This window comes from Pirellula sp. SH-Sr6A, assembly GCF_001610875.1.
In the GTDB taxonomy this organism is placed as follows: Bacteria; Planctomycetota; Planctomycetia; order Pirellulales; family Pirellulaceae; genus JBKCUI01.
In genome coordinates this window covers 219,172-242,696 of the sequence record NZ_CP011272.1, presented here as the reverse complement: position 1 = coordinate 242,696, position 23,525 = coordinate 219,172, and the positions used below count along the sequence as shown (strand labels likewise).

Annotated in this window: 16 protein-coding genes; 13 read left to right on the top strand and 3 right to left on the bottom strand. The window is 55.9% G+C overall.

All coding sequences use genetic code 11. The features are described 5' to 3' along the window. Positions 1–250 precede the first annotated feature (250 nt). A complete protein-coding gene (locus VN12_RS00760; RefSeq protein ID WP_146675035.1) occupies positions 251–583 on the top strand; it encodes a DUF559 domain-containing protein in 333 nt (110 codons plus the stop codon). Positions 584–752: 169 nt separating this feature from the next. Here the strand turns inward: VN12_RS00760 and cimA are convergent, their stop codons facing one another. Further along, the gene (gene cimA / locus VN12_RS00755) at positions 753–2,324 is read right to left on the bottom strand and encodes a citramalate synthase (RefSeq protein WP_146675034.1); all 1,572 of its coding nucleotides are present in this window, start codon (positions 2,322–2,324) and stop codon (positions 753–755) included. A 262-nt stretch (positions 2,325–2,586) separates the two neighbouring features. Here cimA and VN12_RS00750 point away from each other — a divergent pair, with 262 nt between their 5' ends. The 5 genes from VN12_RS00750 to trpC all read left to right on the top strand — a co-directional run bounded on the left by VN12_RS00750 (position 2,587) and on the right by trpC (position 7,656). Next, positions 2,587–2,973 carry a cupin domain-containing protein gene (locus VN12_RS00750; RefSeq protein ID WP_146675033.1) on the top strand — a complete coding sequence of 129 codons (387 nt, stop codon included), beginning with the start codon at positions 2,587–2,589 and terminating at the stop codon, positions 2,971–2,973. A gap of 39 nt (positions 2,974–3,012) precedes the next feature. Next, positions 3,013–4,392, top strand: a complete 1,380-nt coding sequence (locus tag VN12_RS00745; protein ID WP_146675032.1) for an NAD(P)/FAD-dependent oxidoreductase — start codon at positions 3,013–3,015, stop codon at positions 4,390–4,392. A gap of 201 nt (positions 4,393–4,593) precedes the next feature. Continuing rightward, a complete protein-coding gene (locus tag VN12_RS00740) occupies positions 4,594–6,372 on the top strand; it encodes an aspartate kinase (protein WP_146679740.1) in 1,779 nt (592 codons plus the stop codon). Positions 6,373–6,497: 125 nt separating this feature from the next. After that, entirely contained in the window at positions 6,498–6,806 is a 309-nt protein-coding gene (locus VN12_RS00735; protein WP_146675031.1) for a Dabb family protein, read from the top strand. Between the two features lie 31 nt (positions 6,807–6,837). Beyond that, entirely contained in the window at positions 6,838–7,656 is an 819-nt protein-coding gene (gene trpC / locus VN12_RS00730) for an indole-3-glycerol phosphate synthase TrpC (RefSeq protein WP_146675030.1), read from the top strand. A gap of 93 nt (positions 7,657–7,749) precedes the next feature. Here the strand turns inward: trpC and VN12_RS00725 are convergent, their stop codons facing one another. Continuing rightward, the gene (locus VN12_RS00725) at positions 7,750–9,132 is read right to left on the bottom strand and encodes a hypothetical protein (protein ID WP_146675029.1); all 1,383 of its coding nucleotides are present in this window, start codon (positions 9,130–9,132) and stop codon (positions 7,750–7,752) included. Between VN12_RS00725 and VN12_RS00720 the strand changes: the two genes are divergently transcribed. The 5 genes from VN12_RS00720 (at position 9,131) to metH (ending at position 17,052) form a co-directional block, all read left to right on the top strand. Next, entirely contained in the window at positions 9,131–9,406 is a 276-nt protein-coding gene (locus VN12_RS00720; protein ID WP_146675028.1) for a hypothetical protein, read from the top strand. The genes VN12_RS00725 and VN12_RS00720 overlap by 2 nt on opposite strands. 216 nt (positions 9,407–9,622) lie before the next feature. Then, positions 9,623–10,144 carry a hypothetical protein gene (locus VN12_RS00715; RefSeq protein WP_146675027.1) on the top strand — a complete coding sequence of 174 codons (522 nt, stop codon included), beginning with the start codon at positions 9,623–9,625 and terminating at the stop codon, positions 10,142–10,144. An 88-nt stretch (positions 10,145–10,232) separates the two neighbouring features. Continuing rightward, positions 10,233–10,751 carry a hypothetical protein gene (locus tag VN12_RS00710; protein WP_146675026.1) on the top strand — a complete coding sequence of 173 codons (519 nt, stop codon included), beginning with the start codon at positions 10,233–10,235 and terminating at the stop codon, positions 10,749–10,751. Positions 10,752–10,962: 211 nt separating this feature from the next. Beyond that, positions 10,963–13,230, top strand: coding sequence for a hypothetical protein (locus tag VN12_RS00705; protein WP_240491278.1), 2,268 nt, complete (start codon positions 10,963–10,965; stop codon positions 13,228–13,230). A gap of 117 nt (positions 13,231–13,347) precedes the next feature. After that, positions 13,348–17,052: a methionine synthase gene (gene metH / locus VN12_RS00700; RefSeq protein WP_146675025.1), complete on the top strand. Its 3,705-nt coding sequence runs from the start codon at positions 13,348–13,350 to the stop codon at positions 17,050–17,052. Here the strand turns inward: metH and VN12_RS00695 are convergent. Continuing rightward, a complete protein-coding gene (locus VN12_RS00695; RefSeq protein ID WP_146675024.1) occupies positions 17,049–17,480 on the bottom strand; it encodes a YciI family protein in 432 nt (143 codons plus the stop codon). The two genes, metH and VN12_RS00695, sit on opposite strands and share 4 nt — an antisense overlap. A 272-nt stretch (positions 17,481–17,752) precedes the next feature. On the opposite strand from VN12_RS00695, the gene VN12_RS00690 reads away from it, so the two are divergent. Both VN12_RS00690 and VN12_RS00685 read left to right on the top strand, forming a co-directional pair. Further along, positions 17,753–19,828 (top strand): hypothetical protein, encoded by a 2,076-nt coding sequence (locus tag VN12_RS00690; RefSeq protein ID WP_146675023.1) that lies wholly within the window; start codon positions 17,753–17,755, stop codon positions 19,826–19,828. Positions 19,829–19,837: 9 nt separating this feature from the next. Next, positions 19,838–22,813 carry a DUF1553 domain-containing protein gene (locus tag VN12_RS00685; RefSeq protein WP_146675022.1) on the top strand — a complete coding sequence of 992 codons (2,976 nt, stop codon included), beginning with the start codon at positions 19,838–19,840 and terminating at the stop codon, positions 22,811–22,813. Positions 22,814–23,525: the final 712 nt, after the last annotated feature.

Below are 23,525 nucleotides of genomic sequence, written 5' to 3'. Positions count from 1 at the left end.
AAGCCTGAAGCCTGAAGTCTGAAGTCTGAAGTCTGAAGTCTGAAGTCTGAAGCCTGAAGTCTGAATTGCTATTGGATTCCATGGAATCGAAGAGAGACTCATTCCCATGAAACGCAGCAGGTCGAGGTCCAAAGAAGCAATCGAATTTGCACAATGCCAGCGTCGAACATCCAACGAATTTGCGACAAATGCTTGACAATAGACTTGCAATCGCCAAATCGAAGGATTGAAGTTCCGTCGTGAATAACCCATTCCACGCTTTACCGTGAATTTCTGGTGCTTGGAGAAGAAACTCATTATTGAGATCGATGGCGCCGGTTACTTCACCGAGGATGTGTTAGTGCATGATCAGCATCGCGATCGATTCCTGCATGGGCGGGGGTATAGAGTCCTTCGTATACCAGGTTATGCGGTGATTCGGGAAGGTACCCAACCCCTCACCCCCAGCCCCTCTCCCCGAAGCGGGGCGAGGGGAGCAGAAAAGGGGGGGGAAGCGAGTAGCGAGCGGCGAGAGCAATGTCGAACAGTCGTCCTCGACTGTTTTTGCGCGAAGGAAGTAGTTGGCGGGGCTAGGCAAATGTAGAGCCGTCGTCCTCGACGGCTTCCCCCGCGTGCACTCTATCGGCGAATTGACCAGCCCTAGACAGAGTAGCGAGAAGTAAGTAGCGAGTAGCGAGTAGCCTGGAGCCTGGAGCCTGGAGCCTGGAACGAGGGGCGAGCGCCAGTTATGTTCTGAACCTATACCCTCTGGTTTAGCGATGGAGTTTGCATTCGAATGCATCCACGAGGGCTTGCCAGCTCGCTTCGATGATGTTCTCGCTTACCCCGATGGTTCGCCATGTCTTCTGGTCGTCGGCGCTCTCGATGTTCACGCGGATGCGGGCAGCGGTGCCGGCCTCTCCGTTTACCACTCGCACTTTGAAATCGACCAATCGCATGGAGTCGAGTTGCGGGAAGGAGGGTAGCAATGCCTTGCGAAGGGCGGCATCCATTGCATTGACCGGACCATGCCCTTCGGCCGCTTCGACCCGCACCGTCCCTTGCACTTGCACTTTGAGAATCGCTTCGGCGTAGGCTTCTGCCGTTTGGGCTTGGATATCCCCCGCCAGAACTTGGTATTTGATCGTTTCGAAATGAGGCTGGTAGGAACCGGTGCACTTTTTGACCAGCAATTCAAAGGAGCCTTCGGCGGCTTCGAACTGATAGCCTTGGTTCTCTTTGGAAACGATCTCGGCCAAGATTCGGTCTTGGGTCGCACGATCCGCAGGAAGGCCGGAGTCCTGCATCAAGGCAGCTATGTTGGATCGACCGGAGAGTTCGCTGACGAGGATGCGGCGTTCGTTTCCAATCTTGGCCGGATCCATGTGTTCGTAGGTATGGGCGAATTTATTGACAGCGTGGACGTGCATTCCACCTTTGTGCGCGAATGCACTTCGCCCGACAAAGGGCTGTCCGCTCCGGAGTTGGAGGTTGGCCGTCTCGTACACGTATCGGGAAAGTTCCGTCAAGTGATCGAGGGGACGGCCGTCGAGAACGCTGTAACCCGTCTTCTTGTACTGCAGGTTTGCCATGATGGCCACAAGGTCGGCATTTCCGCAACGTTCGCCGATGCCATTGATGGTCCCTTGGACTTGATCGCACCCAGCATCGATGGCTGCCAAGGAATTCGCGGTCGCTAGGTCGCCATCGTTGTGACAATGGATCCCCATGCGAACGCCGAGAGGGGCGAGGATCGATTTCGCATCGGAGACGATTGCTGCGATTTCCTCGGGAAGGGTGCCACCATTGGTATCGCAGAAGACGATCCATTGGGCGCCCGCTTTGGCTGCCGCCGAGACCGCTTGGAGAGCGTATTCGCGGTTGGCTTTGTAGCCGTCGAAAAAATGTTCCGCATCGTAGACGACTTGCGCGTGGCGGCCGAGGAATTCGACGCTTTCGGCGATCATGTCCACGTTCTCTTGAAGGGAGACCCCCAGCACTTCGGTGGCGTGAAAGTCCCACGACTTGCCGACCACGGTGATGACGGGTGTTTCGGCGGCAACGAGCGCCTTCATACCGGGGTCGTCCGCCGCGGCCAATCCGCGACGGCGGGTCATGCCGAAGGCGGAGACCAGGCTATTTCCAAGTTTCAGCTGTTTGACCTTGCGAAAGAACATCGCGTCCTTCTCGTTGGAGAGGGGGTAGCCCCCTTCGATCATGTCGATCCCAAATTCCGCAAGCCGTTCGGCGATGTTGAGTTTGTCTTGGAGGGAAAGGCTCACTCCCTCCCCTTGGGTGCCATCGCGAAGGGTTGTGTCGTAGATGTGAACAGCGCGTTTGGTCATGGTGAACGAAAAGGAAAGGATTCGGAAACAAAAAACCCCTGATGCCGGGCGGCCTCAGGGGTTGGTAGATGTGCTGAAAGTTCCAATGGATCTCACACCCCGAAGCCTAAGTGGGCTCGGGAATCGTAATGCTGATCGTGGAAGCTATCGTTGGGAACATGGTTCAATGCGAGTAGGGGTTCGGACCGTTCGATCCGCTGTGGGTGCAGTATAATCCGAGGTCGACTTCTCCGAAATGCCCCACTCCCATCGAATCGATTCTATGAACCCTCGCTGTGTATCGTTGGCCAACTGCGAACCTTTTGTCACCAAGGACGGGTCTATCATCCGTGAGATCTTGGCGCATCGAAACTCCTCGATTCGGCAGCAGAGTTTGGCAGAGGCGACAATTCCACCCGGAACGGCCACCGATGCTCACTACCATCCCAAGACCGAAGAGATTTATTTTTTGGTTCAGGGTGAAGGTGTCATGCATTTGGGAGAGGATGTTTTCCGAGTTCGAACGGGGGACGCCGTCCCTATTCCGCCCGGTACGATACATTGGATTGAAAATGATCAGGAGCTGGAATTGAAGTTATTGTGTTGCTGTGCGCCCGGTTATGAACACGACGATACGGTGCTAGTTCCTAATCCTTCCGATACAGATTGATTGCACTCGTAAACCTTCGCGGGGAATTGGACAGCCAGGATGCAGAGCACAGCCCACCCAGAGTTGGATCGACCGAAACCCAATGACGACCGACTTCCTCAAGTCGTGATCATCGGAGGCGGGTTCGCTGGGATGATGTGTGCCAAGCAATTGAAGCGTGCGAAGCTTGGTATCCAGTTGATCGATCGGCGCAATTTCCATTTGTTTCAGCCACTCCTCTATCAGGTGGCGACCGGGGGACTGTCGCCGGCCAATATCGCGGCTCCCCTGCGAAGCATTTTTCGTCGGCAGAAGAATGTTCGCGTTTGGATGGGGACCGTCGTCGATTTCGATGCTGCGAAGCAACTTGTGCATCTCGAGGATGGCACGTCGCTCCCGTACGACTATTTGGTCTTGGGCACCGGCTCGACCCACCACTATTTCGGCCGGGATGCCGATTGGGAGTCCGTCGCTCCTGGATTGAAGACCATCGAAGACGCCACGGTGATCCGGCGAAAGGTATTGTCGGCATTTGAGAGGGCCGAGAAAAGCTCAGATTCCGAGGAGATCGCGCGACTGCTCACCTTCGTCATCGTCGGGGGAGGACCGACGGGCGTGGAGATGGCTGGCTCGATCGCGGAATTGTCCAAACAGACCATGCGATACGACTTCCGTTCCATCGACCCCACGAAGGCACGCGTGATTCTGGTGGAGAGCAGCAAACTTGTTCTGGATCGTTATCACGAGAAACTGGCCAAACGGGCAGGCAAGGATCTTCGAGAGTTAGGGGTGGAAGTATTGAACGAAACCCGGCTCGCCGAGATTTTGCCCGATCATGTTGTCGTACTCGAGCAAGGGGTATCGCGTCCGATCCCCACGGAGACCGTGATCTGGGCTGCGGGGGTGAAGGCGTCTCCGCTGGGACGAACGCTGGCCGAACGATGCGGAGTTCCCGATATGGTCGATCGAGGGGGGCGCGTCGCGGTTCAGCCCGACTGCTCGTTGGCCGGATCGCCCAACATTTTCGTGGTTGGAGATCTCGCCAACTTCACCACTGCCGATGGTAAATCGTTACCCGGAGTTGCACCGGTGGCGATCCAGCAAGGAGTCTATGTGGGGAAGCGGATCGCGGCCATGATCCAAGGTCGCCCGACGGGTCCCTTTCGATATTGGGACAAAGGGAACATGGCCACCATCGGTCGTTCCCATGCGATTGTCGAGTCGGGAAAGTTGCGGTTGACCGGAAAACTAGCGTGGCTGGCTTGGCTCTTTATCCACATCCTTTACTTGGCCCGTTTCGAGAATCGGGTACTCGTCCTGTTCCAGTGGTTTTGGAATTACGTCACCCGGAATCGAACCGCACGGTTGATCACCGGGGGGCAAGTAATCACAGGGGGGCAGGAAGCCCGATTGCCCGAGAAACCGGCTTCGAACCCGTAAAATCGCCCCGTCGAGCCTCTTCCCCCCGCTGCCTCGACTGGACGGAATGCCCCTTTCCGATAAAACTCTAGCCACTGCTCCTTTAGGTATGCGGCGTTCGATGTTCCGATCGCATTAGTTTAGCTTCATTTGCTCCCGTGAATGAGCTGAAAGTACCGGCAGCCTGTCTCGATGACGCGAAGAGTATCTCTCCCTACAACCATGCCACTCATTGTTCAGAAGTTTGGTGGAACCAGCGTAGCAACTCCCGAGAAAATCCTGGCGGCGGCTCGGAAAGCGATCCGTGCCCAGCAGGAGGGAAACCAAGTGGTCGTGGTTGTCAGCGCGATGGGGCACAACACCGATCATCTCATCGATCTGGCTAAGGAAGTCAACGAGGAGCCCTCGGCGCGCGAGATGGATATGCTTTTGAGCACGGGGGAGCAAGTCAGCGTGGCGCTGGTGGCGATGGCTGTGCAGCGATTTGGGCACAAAGCCGTCTCGCTCACGGGAGCGCAAATGGGGATCCGAACGGATAACTCCTTCACCAAAGCTCGCATCAAGACCATTTCGACCGATCGGATTCGGAAATTGCTCGACGATGGCAACATCGTCATTGCGGCCGGCTTTCAGGGGATCGACGACGACTACAACATCACGACACTTGGGCGGGGGGGGAGCGATACGACAGCCGTTTCGTTGGCAGCCGTCTTGAAAGCAGACGCTTGCGAGATTTACACCGACGTCGATGGCGTTTACACGACCGACCCGCGATTGCTTCCCGAAGCGAGGCAGATGGGGCAGATCAGCTACGACGAGATGCTTGAGCTCGCGAGTCTGGGGGCGGGGGTCATGCACAACCGTTCCATCGAGTTCGCCAAGAAGTTCAATGTCCCTATCCGGGTTCGAAGCAGTTTCTCCGATGCACCGGGTTCGATGATCGTCGCGGAGCCCGAGTCGAGCAGCGTTCCCGTGTGCGGTGCTGCGTTGACCAAGGACGAAGCGCGGATCACTATCCAAGGAGTTCCTGACCAGCCCGGCACCAGCTTCGAGATTTTCAAACGGTTAGCGGACCGCAAGATCACCGTCGATATGATTGTCCAGAACATCGGGCAAGAATCGCTGGCCGACATTTCCTTCACCGTCCCCAATGATGAACTAAAGGAAGCCCTCCGAGCTGTCAACGAAGCCGCCAAATTGGTGGGGGCCAGCGGCGTGACCCATGACGATTCGGTTGCGAAGATATCGGTTGTTGGAATTGGGATGTCGAAGCAGACCGGCGTGGCTCAAAGAATGTTCGAAGCGCTCGCGGAGGCGGGCATCAACATCCAGATGATCACCACCAGCGAGATCAAGATCAGTGTTCTCGTCAAGCGAGCCGAAGCGCAAGCCGCGTTGCGCGCCGTCCACTCCGCCTTTTCGTTGCACAGCAAGCCAGATGATGCCAAGGTTTGGGAGATGGGCCAGAAGCAGCAGAGCGAATTGAGCGCGAGCGAGATCGTGGAGCGGCTGCGCAATTCCAATATGGAGCAGCTTACCTTGCTCGACATCTCGTTGGTGGGGGATCAAGCTCGCGTTACTTTGTTAGGTGTTCCCGACACCCCAGGATTGGCGGAGACGGTCTTCAAGGAAGTCGCCAAGGCGGGAGTCTTCGTCGACATGATCGTTCAAAGTTGCGATGGATTCCAAGGGGAGACGAGCATTAGCTTCACCGTCCCCGAGGAGCAGATGGACCATTGTCTGCAAGTCCTCAAGGCGATGGATTACAAGTTCCGCAAGATCGGCGGGTCGAAGGATATCGCTAAGCTTTCCGTCAGCGGTATCGGACTGAGAAGCCACACCAGTGTCGCGATCGCCATGTTCAAAGCATTGGCCGATGCCAACATCAACGTGTTGATGATCAACACCAGCGAATTGCGAGTCAACGTCGTCATCGCGGGCAAGGATGGCGAAAAGGGGCTGGCATGCCTCCAAAAGACCTTCGAGAGTTCCTTGGTGTAACGACTTTGATTGTGCATTCGTTGGGGAGTGTTTTGGGAGTCCCAAACAGAATGCGAGCCACCGGGGGGTAGCGTTCCCTCGGCGAAATGTGGAAACGAGATTCTTACCTACTGATTGGAAATAAGATGCAGCTAGCGCACATGGTTTACTTCACGTTGAACGATCCAACCGATGCGAACGTTCAGCAATTGGTCGATGCCTGCAAGAAGTATTTGGATGACCATCCCGGTGTCGTTTACTTCTCCGTCGGGACACTCAATAATGACTTGGCACGCCCGGTCAACGACCACGGTTACCAAGTGGCGCTCAACGTTGTCTTTGCGTCGCGGGAAGCCCATGACCAGTACCAAGTCGCGGAGCGACACCTGCAGTTCATCGCAGAGCAGAAGCCGAACTGGAAGCAAGTTCGCGTATTCGATTCGGACATCGCCTAGCACGTAGCCGTAGCAGATCAAGGAACCGCACATGGCCACTGTCTTGGACCGGATCGTTGCGAAGAAGTTGGAAGAGATCGCGTATGCCAAAAAGCAGCGGGACCTGCCTTCGCTGCGGGATGCGGCACTGCATGCTCCCGCCCCTCGCGATTTCTTAGGTGCACTGCGTGGTCATGATCGAGTGCGATTGATTGCCGAGGTGAAGAAAGCGAGTCCATCGAAAGGGATGATTCGACCAGCCTTCGAGCCCGTTCAGATTGCGACGGATTACGAAGCAGGTGGGGCGGCAGCCATTAGCGTGCTCACCGATGAACCGTTCTTCCAAGGTCGATTGGACTATCTGACCATGATTCGGGAGGCGGTTTCCATCCCGGTCCTTCGCAAGGATTTTATCCTTGACGAATATCAGATTTATGAAGCGCGCGTCGCGGGAGCCGATGCGGTCCTGTTGATTGCCGAGTGTTTGGATGGTTCGCAGTTGCAGGAATTTTATGCGCTCATCAGGCAGTTGGGGATGACCCCGCTGATCGAGCTCTATGCACCGGAGCATTTGCAGCGTGTATTGGATACGGGGACCCTTTTGGTGGGGGTGAACAACCGGGACTTGCACACCTTTGCGGTCGACTTGGAGCATGTGATTCGCTTGAAGCGAGAGATGCCCAACCAGATCAGCGTCGTGGCCGAGAGCGGGATCTTTACGGCTGCGGATGTGAAGAAGCTCGCAGACGCATCGATCGACGCCATGTTGGTCGGCGAATCGCTGATGCGACAGCAAGATGTCCGGCAAGCGGTCGTGAATCTTCTCGACTACGACCGTTTCGAACCTTCGGAAACAGGCAGCGACGAGTAGCAACATCACGCTGTGAAGCGTTGAGCGTTTCCGCTGTCGTTTCTTTGTCGGGTGTTGGTGCGGAGGACGGAGCGCGTGCTTCGGGCAGGGGGATCAGCGGAGAACGGATGCGGGGATTCCGGATTGGGTTGGATCGCGGTAGTTGTTGACGGGAACCATCGACCAGCTGCTGTTGGGGGTTCCGAGTGGGTAGGCATCCGTTCGGGGAATGAATCGAACGCTGTTGTTCCCTGCGGAAGTAAAGGGGTATCCGGTGGCATTGGCAACGGGGAGCAAGGCGCCGCCTTCGATGGGACTGGGATTGGAAGCAACGTACGTCGCACCGGAGTTCGCGGTGCCGTATCCCCCCATTCCGAAACCACTTGCTCCGAATCCACTTGTTCCGAAACCTGGCGTCGATGCATTCGATTTGAACAATCCGCCTGGAAAGAGAGAACCGGTGCGTCCCATGAGTTGCGGCCATTGGAAATTCGGTCGCGCTGCGAGCATCGGCCCATAGTTCGCCGGCATATTTCCGGGGGTTCCGGTTGCAGGAGGATTTGTACCGGCAGTCAAAGTGCCATAGCTGCCTGGCGGCAAGCCACCGTTGGCGGTCGGATTGTTCACGTTCCGTGCGATGTTCGATGCCGACTGCTGGCGAGCAAGGAGCCAGGGGTTGGTCGCGTTCCAACCGCTGTACTGGGGGTTGTAGGCAGGATAAGCGGCGAGATTGCTAGCCGGGGAGCTATTGGGAGCTCCTCCCGTGTTGGGGTAGTAAACCGGGGGTGGCGTCATGACGATGGCTGAAGACGGATAAGTCGGGGTGTCCAACGGTCTGGTCGGAACAGGAGGTTGCACCGAACCACCCCCAGCGACTTGTGCTGCGCCGGCACCGGCGTTTTGCATCGGCATGTCGACGAACTTCGCGCGCGGTTGGGATTGGGAAACGAGGACTGGGATCGATTTCTTCACCTCCTTTTGTACGTACTTTTGGTACGTCACTGGCTGTTTGACTTGGGTGAAGTTCGGTTGGTATTGAACAACGGGGACGTATTGCCAGGATTGACGAGGGGGTGCAAACGGATTGAGGGTCGGTTCCGATCGCAGTTGGAGCTGGTAGGTGACGATGGGGATGTAGTTCGTTTGCCCGAGAAGTTTTTCTTCGGTGACCCATTCGGGAACCCATTGTTGTTCGGAGACCTCTTGTTGTTGGTAGGTGACAACAGGTACGGTTTCGTAGATGATGTACCGGCCATAAAGTTGACCTGTACGCGAATCGGTAAAGGTCGAGCTCAGCTGTGGTCTAGCAAATCCATCCGCTCCCGTGGCGCTTGGACCGACCGCGGCCCCGTTTGGGCCGTTTGTAGGTGGAGCGTTTTGGGCCAATAGCGGAGAAAACGCGAAGGCAGCCCAAGCCGCGCAGCAGATCGCGCCGATAGGGAACGAGCGACCGAGGGCCGCTCCGTTTTCGATACGAATCCTAGATAGGTTTTGCATGATTACCCCATGGCTCCTTCCACTGCTTCGATGCCCCATCACGAGCGAACCGCTCCTGGCCGCTGATCCATCCCTGGTTGCAGAGCTTCAGCTGCTGGCGGAATCGGGGCGCATCAAGACGAAAGTGGGTGGTACTCTTTCCGCCATTCCGCCGCAAGGTCTAGTCAATGCTAGCAAGGGGTGGTTCTACCCCATCCATGGCGAGGTCGGCGATTTGCTGGCCGAAGATGCGATCCAGATCCCGGAAAATATCCAATCCACTGAACCCTGCTAGCGACGGTTGCGAATACGAGCAGGTCACGACTGGGTGTGCAGGAGGTCGGCGAGGCTAGTGAGGCCGGGGCGGGCATTCTATCCCATTGCATTGGCCGGCGCGGCGCATCGCGATTTGCAGGCGCAGCATGGACCCATTTTGATATATTAGAGGCCTCGAGTGGCTCGGCGTGCCCGGCATGGAATTAAGAAACATCGAACTATCAGGATTGCAGGTATGAGATTTTTTGGATTGATGGCGTCGACGATCGCATTGGCTGGCGTGTTGTCCGGATTCGTGGGATGCGATGCCAAACCTGCTTCGAAAACGGGCGGCGAAAGTGCCGAGCATGATCACGGGCACGGCGAAGAGGGGCACGATCACGCGGGCGACAAAGTGAAAACAAACGAGCCACCTGCTGTGGCCCTTAAGAATGTTTTTGACAAGACCGTCGCAGCGGCCCAAAAGATTCGCGACGCGGCGGAAAAAGGGGAAATCGATTCGGCGCACGACGAGTTGCACGACATCGGACATTACTTGAACGATCTCCCGGGTCTTGCAAAGGCAGCCTCGATGGATGCTGCCAAAGTGGAGACCTTGGAGAAAGCTTCCAAGACCTTGTTTGAAGTCATGAGCAAGATTGACGAAACGTTGCATGACTCGAAGGAAGTGAAGTTCGACGATGTCAAGGAATCCCTGGAAGGGGGGCTTGCAGAGTTGAAGGGCTTGAGCGAATCGCTCCCCAAAATCAACCAGTAGGACTCATAGGACTCATGAGATCTATAGGACCTATGGGACCTATAGTCAGGTAGCTTCGTAGAGCGAACCAGATCGATAGGAAATGAGCATGGTCAGGAAACTGGTTTATCTTCCATTTTTGGGAGCTATTCTTTTCGCGGGATGCGGTCCTAAGGCGGATCCGCTCGTCGAGAAAGCCAAGACGATCCTGCTCCAAGAAGACTTGTCCGCCTCCGCCGTTAGCATTGAGCAGGCGATCGACCAATCGGTCCGATCGCCGTCTCAGGGGCAGCCTCTGGTTATGAAAGCGAAGGTCGGGTCGGGCAAAGGAGACACATTCGACCCGAATGTCTCGGAGTTCTTGGTATCGGAGATCCCGGATGGCGAGCATGCGGGTGACGAGAAGCACGATGCAGACAGCTGCCCTTTTTGTCGAGCGAGAGAGGCGAAAGCTCCTACTGTCGTGGTCCGATTGGTGTCGAAGGAAGGGAAGCCATTTGCGCGTCCCGCTGACCAATTGTTCGGACTGAAAAAAGGGCAGCACGTGATCGTTCAGGGGGTCGGTACATTCGACGCCGAGTTGAACTTTTTTACTGTCGAAGCGACCGGATTTAAGATTTCCGGGTAGCTGCTAAGATCACGACAAAGACGCAGATCACGACCGCTGCGAGGGCGAGAACAAGTCCGAGGCTGAAGCCCATAATTGGGGAATCTCCGGTCTGAAGGGAATGGAACAGGGACGTAGAGCAGGGGCGTAAGAAGGGTGAGTATATCGACCCAAAGGCGTCCTGGCTGGGTTTCGATCAATTTCCGTTCGCATACGGAACCCCCTTTTTCCAATGGGTGCCATTCCGAGTACACTGTTGTTGATGGATCCCACCCCTACCTCCTACCTCTCCGTTTCCAGCAGCACCGCCATGATCGCGGTCTCGTTTCTTGCCCTCGCAATGGCGTTTGGGCTTGGGTATTGGAACTGGAAGAGAAGTCAATTTCGGCAGGCTGTTTTAGTACTGGAAGGGGTTCGGCTGGCCGCGATTGGCGGATTGGTCTTCTTGCTACAGCAGCCCGAGTGGACGACAGAGTACCGTCCTACAGAAAGGCCGAACTTGGTTGTGTTGGTCGACCGTTCCCGAAGTATGGAAACCCAAGACGTCTTGAGCGCGGATGCGACGGGCGGAGAGCTTCAAAGTCGCTCCAAAGTGGCGAAGGGTTTGGAGAATCCGGAGTTTTGGTCTAGGGTTTCCAATCGTTTCCAGGTCGCCGCGGAGGGATTTCCGTCGATCGCTACAGGGGATGCGGCGGGGACGGAAGCGAGTTCGAGCGGTGGGACCAACATCCATAATGCGTTGGAAGGGGTGCTCGATCGCGATTCGAATGTGCAAGCGGTCGTGTTGGTTTCGGATGGAGATTGGAATCGGGGCAAACCGCCTGTGGAGTTAGCCTCTCGTTTTCGTTCGAGAGGCATTCCCATTTTTTCCGTGCCCCTCGGATCGGAAACACGTTTGCCAGATCTGGAGGCGATCAGTTTGGATGCACCGACGTTTGGTGTGGCAGGCAAAGCGTTGCGCATTCCATTTACGATCGAGTCCTCGTTGTCGCGCGATCACGTGGCGCAGGTGACGGTTGAGTTCAGCAATGGGGACAAGGAGACCAAAGAGGTTCGGGTCAGGCCCATGTCACGAACTACCGATTCGGTTTCTTGGACGCCGAAAGAGCCGGGAGATTACACAATCCGGGTCACCATCCCGCCGCATCCCGACGAGCGATTGAGGGAGAACAACAGCATCGAAGCCCCCATCTCCATTCGCCAGGAGAAGCTTCGCGTCTTGTTGATCGAGACATCCCCGCGTTGGGAGTATCGTTATCTGCGAAATGCGTTGTCCCGCGATCCTGGAGTCGAGGTCGCTTGTTTGTTATTGCACCCATTGCTTGAGAAGCCGGGGGGAGGGAATCGGGATTACATCAGTGAATTTCCGTCGGATCCCGAGGAGCTAGCGCAGTTCGACGTCGTTTTTTTGGGAGACATCGGGATCGCCGAAAAGCAATTGACGGAGGAGCAGTGTCAGCAGTTAAAGGGGTTGGTCGAGTACCAAGCCACGGGGCTTGTTTTTTTACCGGGTAGCATGGGGTATCAGTCGACATTCTTGTCATCGCCGCTGGATCCGTTGCTGCCTGTTGTCCTCGACGAAACGAATCCAACGGGTACGGGCTCGAAGCTAGCGATGCACTTGGAGTTGACCGAGTCGGGACGCAGAAGCTTGCTCACGAAGCTGGCGGACACCGAGGAGGACAATCTACAAGTCTGGTCTGGTTTGCCGGGGTTTCAGTGGTTCGCTCCGGTATTGCGAGCCAAGGCGGGGACAGAGACATTGGCGGTGCATCAAGAGTCCGCGAATGAGTTTGGGCGCATACCGTTGATCGTGACCAAGACCTTCGGTGCAGGGAAGGTCCTTTATATGGGGACCGATGGAGCGTGGCGATGGCGCCGTGGAGTCGAGGACCGTTACCACTATCGATTCTGGGGGCAAGTTGTCCGGTGGATGGCTTATCAGAGAAACATGGCCAAAGGGGAGACGATTCGTTTTTATTACAGTCCCGATTCACCGTCTTTGGGTCAGCGATTGATGTTGAAAGCAAACGTCATGAGCGATGCGGGGGAGCCCTTGTCCAAGGGGACGGTCACCACGAAGATCGATACACCGACAGGGAGATCGACCGCGCTGACGCTTCAGAGCGCGGGGACGGATAGTTGGGGGTTGTTCGAAGGAAGCTATGATGTGCGGGAAGCCGGAAAGCATCGCGTTTTGATCGCATCGTCCGAGTCGTCCAAGACGTTGGAGGCGGAGTTTTTTGTCCAAGGGAGCGCCGAGGAGCGAGTCGGTTTGGCGGCCAAGCCGAAAGTGCTCCAGGAGCTGTCGAAAGTCACGCAGGGAGAGTCCATCTCCATCGATCGAGTAGGGGAACTTGGCGAGCTACTGCTGCGTGTACCAGATCCCCCCTTGGTGACCAAACGTTGGCAGCTTTGGGCTCATCCAATCGTTATGACCCTTTTGATCGGGTTGCTCAGCGCGTTCTGGATCGGCAGAAAGTGGCTTGGAATGCTCTAGTTTTAGGTGAATGGCGTAGCTCCTTCGCGGGTTGGGGATATCAAAGCAAGGCTTTTGCACTAAAATTGTGGCACACTTTGATGGCCCATTTGATCCCTTGAAGATCCATTCCTTCCGATGCTTCGTTCTGAAAACCCAGCGCAGATTCTTCCCAGCCTTATTCGCCAGCGCATCCACATTCTCGACGGAGCGATGGGGACCATGATCCAGCAACTCAAGCTGGATGAGGCGGCGGTACGCGGTAAACGGTTTGCTGGTCATCACAAAGACCTTGCTCGGTTTTCGGACATCCTCAACCTCACCCGTCCCGACGACATCTCCAACATTCACTACGCGTACTTCGAGGCGGGTGCGGATATCGTCGAGACCAACTCGTTTGGTGCCAGCCCGATCGGAATGATCGAATTCGATCTCCCGCTTGAGCTGGTTCGCGATCTGAACTACGCGGCGGTCGATTGCGCGCGGAAGGCTGCAGACCGGATGATGAAGGTCGATCCATCCCGTCGACGATTTGTGGCAGGGAGTATTGGTCCGACCACGAAGCAGCTTGCGATCAGTACGAAGGTGGATGACGCGGCCAATCGAGATGTCACCTACCGCGAGATGGTGGACAGCTACAAGGAGCAAGTAAAGCATTTGGTCGAGGCGGGGGTGGATTTGCTGTTGCCCGAGACAGCGATCGACACGTTGAACTTGAAGACCTGTCTTTTCGCGATCAGCGAGTACTTTAACGAGACCGGGCGGTTGGTTCCGGTGATGGTGAGCGCGACCTTCAGCAACGGGGGAAGAACCTTCGTAAGCGGTCAGACCGTGGAAGGATTTTGGAACGCCATCAGTCACTTTCCGATGTTGTCGGTTGGGATGAACTGCGCGTTGGGGCCTGATGTCATGCGTCCGCATATCGAAGAGCTGGCCAAGGTTTCGAATATCCCTCTTTCCTGCCATCCCAATGCGGGGCTTCCCAATGCGTTTGGGGAGTACGATCTTACCCCTGCGAAGATGGCGGATTACATCGAGGACTTTGTCGATAACGGCTGGCTCAACATCGTCGGAGGTTGTTGTGGTTCCTCGCCTGCTCACATTCGGGAGATCGCCAAGCGCGTGGGCCACAAGACGCCACGTCAGGATCAGGAGCCGATCGTATGGACTCGTCTCTCCGGCCAACAAGCTTGCACGCTTCGTCCGGAAACCCAGTTCACCATGGTGGGGGAGCGAACGAACGTTACCGGTTCGAAAGCGTTTGCCAAGCTTATTCGGAACAACCAATTCGACGAAGCGGTCGAGGTCGCACGGCAGCAGGTCGAAAATGGCGCGGTGATTATCGATATCAATATGGACGACGCGTTGCTCGATGGCGTCGAGGCCATGACCCGGTACTTGCGATTGATCGCTGGGGATTCCGTAGCGGCGAGCGTCCCTGTAATGATCGATTCGTCCAAATGGGAAGTGCTCGAGGCGGGGCTTCAGAACGTTCAAGGGAAAGCGATCGTCAACAGTATCAGCTTGAAGGATGGCGAAGCGGAATTCCTGCGGCGAGCCCGGTTGATACGTCAATATGGAGCGGCCGCCGTCGTGATGGCCTTTGACGAGCAAGGGCAAGCGACCGAGACATCCGAGAAAGCTCGGATTTGCAAACGAGCCTACGATCTTCTGGTGAACGAGGCAGGTTTCCCGCCGCAAGACATCATCTTCGACCCGAACATCCTCACCGTCGCGACGGGTATTGAGGAGCACGACAACTATGCAGTGAACTTCATCGACGCCTGCCGTTTGATCAAGCGAGAATGTCCGGGTGTAAAGATCTCTGGAGGGGTCAGCAATATTTCGTTCTCGTTCCGAGGGAACGACGTCGTGCGGGAGGCGATGCATTCTGCATTTCTGTACCATGCCATCCAAGCGGGGATGGATATGGGGATCGTCAACGCGGGACAATTGGCTGTCTACGAAGACATTCCGAAGGATTTGCTCGAGCGCGTGGAAGATGTGCTGCTCAATCGCCGGTCCGATGCCACCGAACGCTTGTTGGGTTTTGCGGAATCGGTGAAGGGAACTGGCGGCAAGAAAGCGGCTGGCGAGAATTTGGAATGGCGGAACAAACCGGTCGTCGAGCGGCTGCAATACGCCCTCATTCAGGGGATCGATAAGTTCATCGAAGAAGATACCGAAGAGGCTCGTCAGCAATTCGATCGATGCCTGCAGGTGATCGAAGGCCCGTTGATGAGCGGCATGAGTATCGTTGGGGATCTGTTCGGTGCAGGAAAGATGTTCTTGCCTCAGGTCGTCAAGAGTGCTCGGGTGATGAAGAAGGCAGTCGGATATCTGCAGCCTTTCATGGAGAAGGAAAAGCGGGATGCCGGGCTTTCCGAGCAATCGTTCCGAGGCAAGGTACTCATGGCGACGGTGAAGGGGGATGTTCACGACATCGGAAAGAACATTGTCGGCGTCGTGCTCGGGTGCAACAACTATCAAGTCATCGATTTGGGGGTTATGTGTTCGGCTGAGAAGATCATCGAAGAGGCCGTCAAGAACTCCGTCGATGTGATTGGTTTGTCCGGCTTGATCACCCCGAGTCTCGACGAAATGACCCACGTCGCCAAAGAGATGAAGCGACAGGGGTTGTCGATTCCGCTTTTGATCGGAGGAGCGACGACTTCGGCAAAGCATACGGCCGTGAAGATTGCCCCCTATTACAACGAACCCGTGGTACACGTTCTCGACGCATCGCGAAGTGTGGGAGTGGTCGAGAGTCTTTGCGGCGGCTCGAAGAAGGATGTGTTCGTTACCGACAATCTCAAGCTGCAAGCGGAGTTGCGGGCGAGTTATGAGAATCGGCAGGTGAAGCTATTGCCATATGCCGATGCGAAGGCACGGAAGTTCCAAACCGATTGGTCGAGCGCTCGAATCGATCGCCCTTCGTTCCTCGGTGAAAAGGTGCTGCGAGATTACCCGCTTCAGGAAATAGCCAAATACATCGACTGGTCTCCCTTCTTTATGGCTTGGGAGTTGAAGGGTAAGTATCCGAAGATTTTCCAAGACGAATACGTCGGTGGGGAAGCAAAGAAGTTGTTTAACGATGCGCAGGAGATGTTGCACGACGTCATTGCAAAGAAATCGCTGCAGGCACATGCCGTGTATGGATTCTGGCCTGCTGCATCCGATGGGGACGATGTCATTCTTTACACCGACGAGACGCGCAAACACGAGAAGACACGTTTCCACTTTTTGCGTCAGCAGTGGGAGCGGAAGGGGCAGAACGATTTTCGATCGCTCGCCGATTACATTGCCCCCGTCGACTCTGGCAGGGAGGATTACCTCGGTGCGTTCGTGGTGACTGCGGGACACAATGCAGAGGAGTTGGCACAGGCCTACGTCGCTCAGCATGACGACTACAATTCGATCATGGTCAAAGCCATCGCGGATCGACTCGCGGAAGCTTTCGCAGAGTTACTCCACGCCAAAGCGCGTCAGGATTGGGGCTTCGGAAAAGAAGAAAATCTCACCAATGAGCAATTGATCGATGAAGAGTATCGTGGGATTCGCCCGGCCCCAGGCTATCCCGCTTGCCCGGACCACACAGAAAAGCGAATCCTATTCGAACTTCTCGATGCACTTAACCAAGTCGGCGTTCAATTAACGGAATCGTTTGCTATGTGGCCTGCAGCGAGTGTGAGCGGGTTTTATTTCGGTCATCCCGAATCGCGATACTTTGCAGTTGATCGTTTGACTCAGGATCAAGTGGTCGATTATGCCAGACGCAAGGGAGCTTCCTTGCGTGAAGTCGAACGATGGCTTGCACCGAACTTGGGATACGAGACCGCTTAGTTTCCGCCCCTCGATTCCAGCTCCATACGGAGTTGTTCCTCTCGGGCTTGAAGTTCCGGCGTGAATTCAGGCCCGAAGTCGGCGGCATCGAAGATCTTGCGGATTTCGAGTTCGGAGTCCGAGGGCATCGGATTGGGGCATTTCTTCGCCCATTCGATCGCGTGTTCGAGCGAATCCACTTCCCAGATCCAAAAGCCAGCCACAAGTTCTTTCGTTTCGGCGAACGGGCCGTCGATGACAGTGCGTTGATCGCCGGAGAATCGGATGCGAAATCCTCGCGAGGAGGGATGGAGTCCGTCTCCGCTTACCAGGATTCCAGCTTGATGGAGCGCTTCGTTGTAGGCCGTCATTGCAGCCAACAGTTTTTCGTCCGGCATGATTCCCGCTTCGGATTCGGGAGTGGCTTTGACCAAGACAGCGACGCGCATAGGTGTTTCCTTAGAAGGTATTGGGTTGGAGTGGATTCGTATCGGGGTTCGATTGTGATCGAACGGGGGCGATTGAATTCGACACATGCGGGAGAAAAATCCCGTTTTCAATGTGATTCTTGCGGTGGGTGAGTTTGAGCTTTTCGCCTGGAGAAAGAAAGAGAGGAAAGGAGTGGTGAGGGGTGGTTGCGTAGTGTGGACATTTGGTTTGCGACGACGGATAATGGGAGCTTGCCGCGGAAGGTTTTCAGCAAATCACGGGAGTTAACGCCATGCATCGTTCATGGGCTTGGATCGCAACGTTTGGGTTGGGGATGTTGTCGACGGGATGTGGGAGCAGTCCTACTCCCCCAGCTCCTGCCACTTCGACCGCGGCGAGTGGTTCGACGCCTACCGAATCGAGTTCGAGTGGGGGGGCTGCTTCCGGAGGCAGCGAAACGGCTTCCTTGGAAATTTCCTCGTCTGGGTCGGGATACGGCAGCGAGTCGGCGAGCAGCTCCGCGGGGTATCCGGGCGGCTCCTCGGCGGGCGCACAGTCAGGAGGTTCTCAGTCTGGCAGTTCCTCCTATGGGAGTGAAGAGACGGCCTACAACGGAGGTGGGAGCTACGGCGGCGAGTCCGAATACATTCCTCCCGGTAGCGATCAGCCTGGATATGGTGCTCCTGGTTTTGGCAGCGCGGGTGGTGCGGGATATGGAGCGCAAGGGAATCGCGCGGGTGGGGGGCTCTTACCCGGAATGGGAGGAGCTGAGGCAGCGATGTTATCCCGTTTGATGGGGGGAGGTTCTGCGAATGCGGCGAAGAAGCTGTCGTTCCAGGAAAGATCGAAGCTAACCTTTGAGGCAGGGAATTGGAATCGCGCGTACGATTTGCTCAGCGCTCAGTCTCTCTTATCCGATGACGCAGAGTCGATGAATATTGCGGACCTTTACCGTTGGTCCACGGCGAACAAACGTCCAGTGCTAGGGATGAAGATCGCAGTCGGGTTGGTGCTTGACAACCCGAGCAATGCGACCAGCCTGAAGCCGATCGGTACCGATTTGCAATCCATCATGAGCGGTGGTGGAGCAGGCGGTGCAGCAGGTGGTTCAGGGCCAGGATCCATCGGTAGCGAAGGAGGAAGCAGTGGAGGATATGGGGCGGAGGGGGGCATCGCGCCTCCTGGTGCCGCCAAACCTTCCTTGGCTGTGGGTGCCAAACCGCTTACCGATGCAGCAGGAGAGCTTGCGACCCGCGTGATCGAAGCGTTTGGGTCGCACCATTCGGAAGGAAAGTGGACCGTCGCGTTTCAAGAGAGTTCGTACAAAGGGAAACCTCGCATGCCGGGTAACAATATGCCAGGAAGCAATGGTTTCGGAGCTCCAGGCTCCTTTGGCAACTCAGGCAGTGATCTATATGGCGAGTCGGGTAGCGGACCAGGCATCGGCGAGAACAGTGCTTTCGGAGGAGGAGACTTGGGCGGCAGTCAAAGCGGCACCCCAACCCTTCAGCCATTCCGCTTTCAACAGGGGGGTGGGGGACCTGGCGTCGGGTCTATCGCGAGTGGCCTCAGCGGGTTCACAGGCTCAGCCGAGCAAGATTCTGGAGGCGGGAACTTTGGTCAAAGCGCACCGGGCCAGTTTGGCTCCGGCGAGGAGCTACCGGTGGGATCTGGATTTGGCCCCGGTGCACCGAATGGTTTCGGAGGTCCCGGGTTCAATGGCTCCATGCCGGGAGGGCAAGGCTCGAGGATGCCGTCCCCTCAGTGGGTTGCTGAAGATTTCGAGCTTCCAGGGGATGTGACGCCTCTTGGACCATGCTTGGAATACATCGGCTCGGATACGCAAGCGAACTTGATCGCCCGTTCGAAGGAAGGTGGATACGATGCTCTCATGGTCTTTGATGTCGAGATCGTATTGAATCGCAGAACGGGAATCGTCAACAACACGGCCCGAGTCAAAGTCCTTCACATGGCAGAGGATCCGAAAGAAATCAAAGTCATCGCGTCTTCCAAACCGCTGGTGAGTGTCTCAGTTGCGAGGGCGAGATTGAAGAAAGAGGAGGATGGGGTAGAAGACGCGGCGGATTCGGTTGCCAAGAAGTCGGCGGAAATCATCTCCCTCCAGCCTATGCCCGATCGCTTGACCCAGGATGCGGTGGTGAAGAACCGGATGCCGAAGTTGCTGGCCGACACAAAGATCTCGCAGCTTGGAAAACTAGGTGAAGTGAATTTCTATTATCAAAAGGGATTCATCGATGATGCTCAGAGACGGGAATTCTTTGAGGCTATCGCTGGGGCGGAGGCATCCAAGCTTCTTTCCAGCCGTCGAACTGAAAAAGTCGAAGCCATTGAATCTCTTCTCAAGTAGCGGCGAAGCATGAGTGTTCGAGTTCCAAGGGCGGCGTCCAGGTACGGCGCCGTCGCTTTGGCATCGATTGCCATTGTCCTTTTCCCTTGCGATCTCGCGTTGGCGCAGGTTGTAGATCCGCCTGCGTCCGAACCCGTGAAGGTTGATGCGAAGGAGGCTGAGGCCTTTTTCGAGTCGAAAGTAAGGCCGCTGCTGATCGAGAAGTGCCTCGACTGCCATTCTCATGAAACCGAGGTGAGCGGGGGATTGAGTTTGGATTCGAAATTGGATTGGGCGAAGGGAGGCGACTCCGGGCCCGCCATCGATGAGAAATCTCCCGAGAAGAGTTTGTTCCTCGAAGCGATTGCCTATCGAAATCCCAAGCTTCGGATGCCGCCCGATGGAAAGCTAAGCGAGTCCGAACTTGCGATTTTGCAACGTTGGATCAACTCGGGGGCAAGGGACCCTCGCGTTCCGAAAGCGGCGGGGCGCACGCCACAGGTGGGAATGTCGCTGGACGACGCACGATCGCATTGGTCGTACAGACCTATCGCATCGGAGGTGGTGGTTCCTCCAGGAGTCGCTACTTCCCCTATCGATGCTTTTTTGGAACGAACGCGACGAGAGAATGCCCTTAGTGCATCGCCGGTAGCGGGGTTGGAAACCCTTTCGAGACGCGTGCATCTCGATTTGACTGGATTGCGGCCGCTGTCGGATCTTCCCGCCGACGACGTGCGGCGCTGGACTGTTTCGAGAGATCGCGAAGACCGGACTCCATCCGCAGGGGAGATGTCAGGCTTGGGCTCGACGGGAACGGAGGAAGACAGGTACCGTCGTTTGGTCGATGAGTTGTTAGCGTCGCCTCGATTTGGTGAGCATTTTGCGAGGCATTGGATGGATGTGATTCGTTTTTCCGAATCGCTTACCTTGCGAGGATTGGTCTTCGAGGATGCGTGGCGTTATCGCCAGTATTTGATCGACTCCTTCAACGCGGACAAACCGTACGACCGTTTTGTTCGCGAGCAGATTGCGGGCGATCTCATGGACGCTCCATCGGTTCAAGACCGTCAGCAACAATGGATTGCCACCACGATGTTGGTTCTCGGTGATACCAACATGGAGGAGCAGGACAAAAAGCAATTGGAGATGGACTTCATCGATGAGCAAATCGAAGTGCTAGGCCGTGCCTTTTTGGGCCAGACGCTGGGCTGCGCCCGATGCCATGACCACAAATTCGACCCGATTCCCACCAGCGACTATTACGCGTTGGCAGGCATTTTAAAGTCCTCGAAAGGGATCGAGCACGACAACGTTTCGAAGTGGGTCCGCCGGCCGCTACCCTTGCCGGATCACGAAGAGGCTCAATTTCTCCAAGCGGATGCGGACGCCAAGAAGTGGAAGAAGCAACTCGAGACTCTCAAGTCGAAATTGAGTACTCCCGCCACGTCGTCCAGCATCGTGAAACCGAGCGAGTTGCCCGGTCTGGTGCTGGATGAACAGAATGCTCGCCGGATTGGGAAGTGGGTCGAATCCGATTTCGTGAAGCCTTACGTGGGTAGCGGTTATCTGCATGACGACAACGATCGAGGCGATGTGAAATCGATTGTGTTCGAACCTGCGGAAATGGCCCCTGGGGAATACGAACTGCGTATGGCTTACACCGCCAGTGCGAACCGATCCACCCGGACCAAGGTGCGGATCTGGAGCGCCAACGGGGAAGACGTCGTTCACGTGAATCAAAAAGTTGCACCCAAGGTCGATGGCCTTTGGCATTCCCTTGGCAAGTTCACGTTTGAGTTAGGTGGAAAAGCCACGGTAACGATCACCAATGAAAATGCGGATGGTCATGTCATCGTCGATGCCGTTCAATTTCTCAGTGATGGACCCAACAAAGCCAGTGCACCGGTCACACCTCCGGGTACCGCGATGACGGAATCGGAAATCGAAGCCATCAAGAAAGAGATCGCGGAACTGGAGCGAAAGGCGAAAGAGGCGGCAGCATTACTGGCTCAGCGTCCCATGTCGATGGGATTGATCCCTGTGCCTGAGCCAAAAGATATCCCCATCCATGTGCGTGGGTCAGTTCACTCGCTCGGGGCCGTCGTTCCGAGAGGATTTCTACGATGTGTCGAGGTTTCCGACGCGCCCACTTTAGCCGCCGAGAGCAATGGGAGGCTGGAATTGGCCGCATGGATCGCATCCCGACAGAATCCGCTCACGGCGCGCGTTTATGTCAATCGCGTTTGGTATTGGTTGATGGGGGAAGGGCTCATCCCCTCGGTCGATAACTTCGGAACGACAGGTGAATCCTCGGCACACATCGAACTACTCGACTGGCTCGCGACTCAATTTATGGAGCGTGGATGGTCGACCAAATGGTTGGTTCGTGAGATTTTGATGTCGGATGCGTACCGTCGCAGCGCTACCGAGATGCCTGAGCATCAGGCATTGGATCCGGACAACAAGTATTTTGGGCGTCGCCATTTGAAGCGAATGAGCGGGGAATCGATACGAGATACGTTGTTGGGACTGAGCGGATCTCTCGATTTGTCCGTGGTTCTTTCGATGAACAGTCTCAAAGCGGTGAAGGAGGATTATGGCTTCCAGCACCGAGAACGATTCCGAGCTGTTTACGGACCTTGGTTTCGCAATTCGTTACCCACGCTGTTCACCGAGTTCGATGGTCCCAATCCCAGCTATTCGTCGGGCGAGCGTTACGTCAGTACGGTTGCTCCTCAAGCGTTAGCGATTCTCAACAGTCCGTTTACGCGAGAATGTGCCGAGTCGATGGCGAAGCAGCTGGCTGCACCGAACGGATCTGCGGCTCCTGCCGATCGTTCCATCGAGGAGCGAATTGAAATACTGTTCCGCTGGCTTCTTTCCCGATCCGCAACCGCTGGTGAGGTCGCATTAGCTCGTGAATGGATATCGAGAGACACGCCGGACGAGTGGGAGCGGTTCGCATTGTTGCTCATCGCGAGCGTCGATTTTCGCTATCTGGATTGATCTACGCGACGCCGACTGTGCCGCAGTACCTTGAAGATGGATTGCGGCATGAGATCATTGACGGAGCGCGTTTCGTGATCGCGGCCCCGAACTATCCCTTCGACACATCTCGCGCCAGCGGTGTGATCAACTCATGTTCCGAATTGAGATCAGTGGAATGGGAGTGGTCCTTCATCCTTTGGTCGACCGGATGAAAGATTCGGCAGTCGCAAACGCTGGATCGTCGATCCGGGAGAATAATTCCTTGATTCCGCTCTGCATCGCGGTGCTGGTAAACGTAATCGATTACGCGTTCGGATACGGTTTCGGTCGGTTGGTTCCATCGCGAGCCGGATGTCGTCGAGTTGTTGATAGCAAAAGCCCGGTCCGTACGGCTGCGTTTTGTCCGATTACGAGCAGGAGCAGGAACAGGAGCAGGAGCACCGTTTCACGGAGCACGAAGCAAGGGTTTTTGCAATGGTCTGCCAGAAAGGCGTACTTCGTGAAGTCTTTTGTTATTGCAAGGTCGCGAAGACTGTTCCACCGAACCTTCGTGTCGAACTGGGGGCTCAAGGGGTAAGGTAGGTCGGGCCCAACGCTTCTTTTTTGCGCTGCCTTACACACGACTCCTCCACGATCTAGCGGGAGTTCAATGCCGACGCTGCACCGGTTCAATTGGGGTGCTACAATGAAGGAGATGTAGCGCGAGGCTGCTTTCTTTTCTCCTATGCTA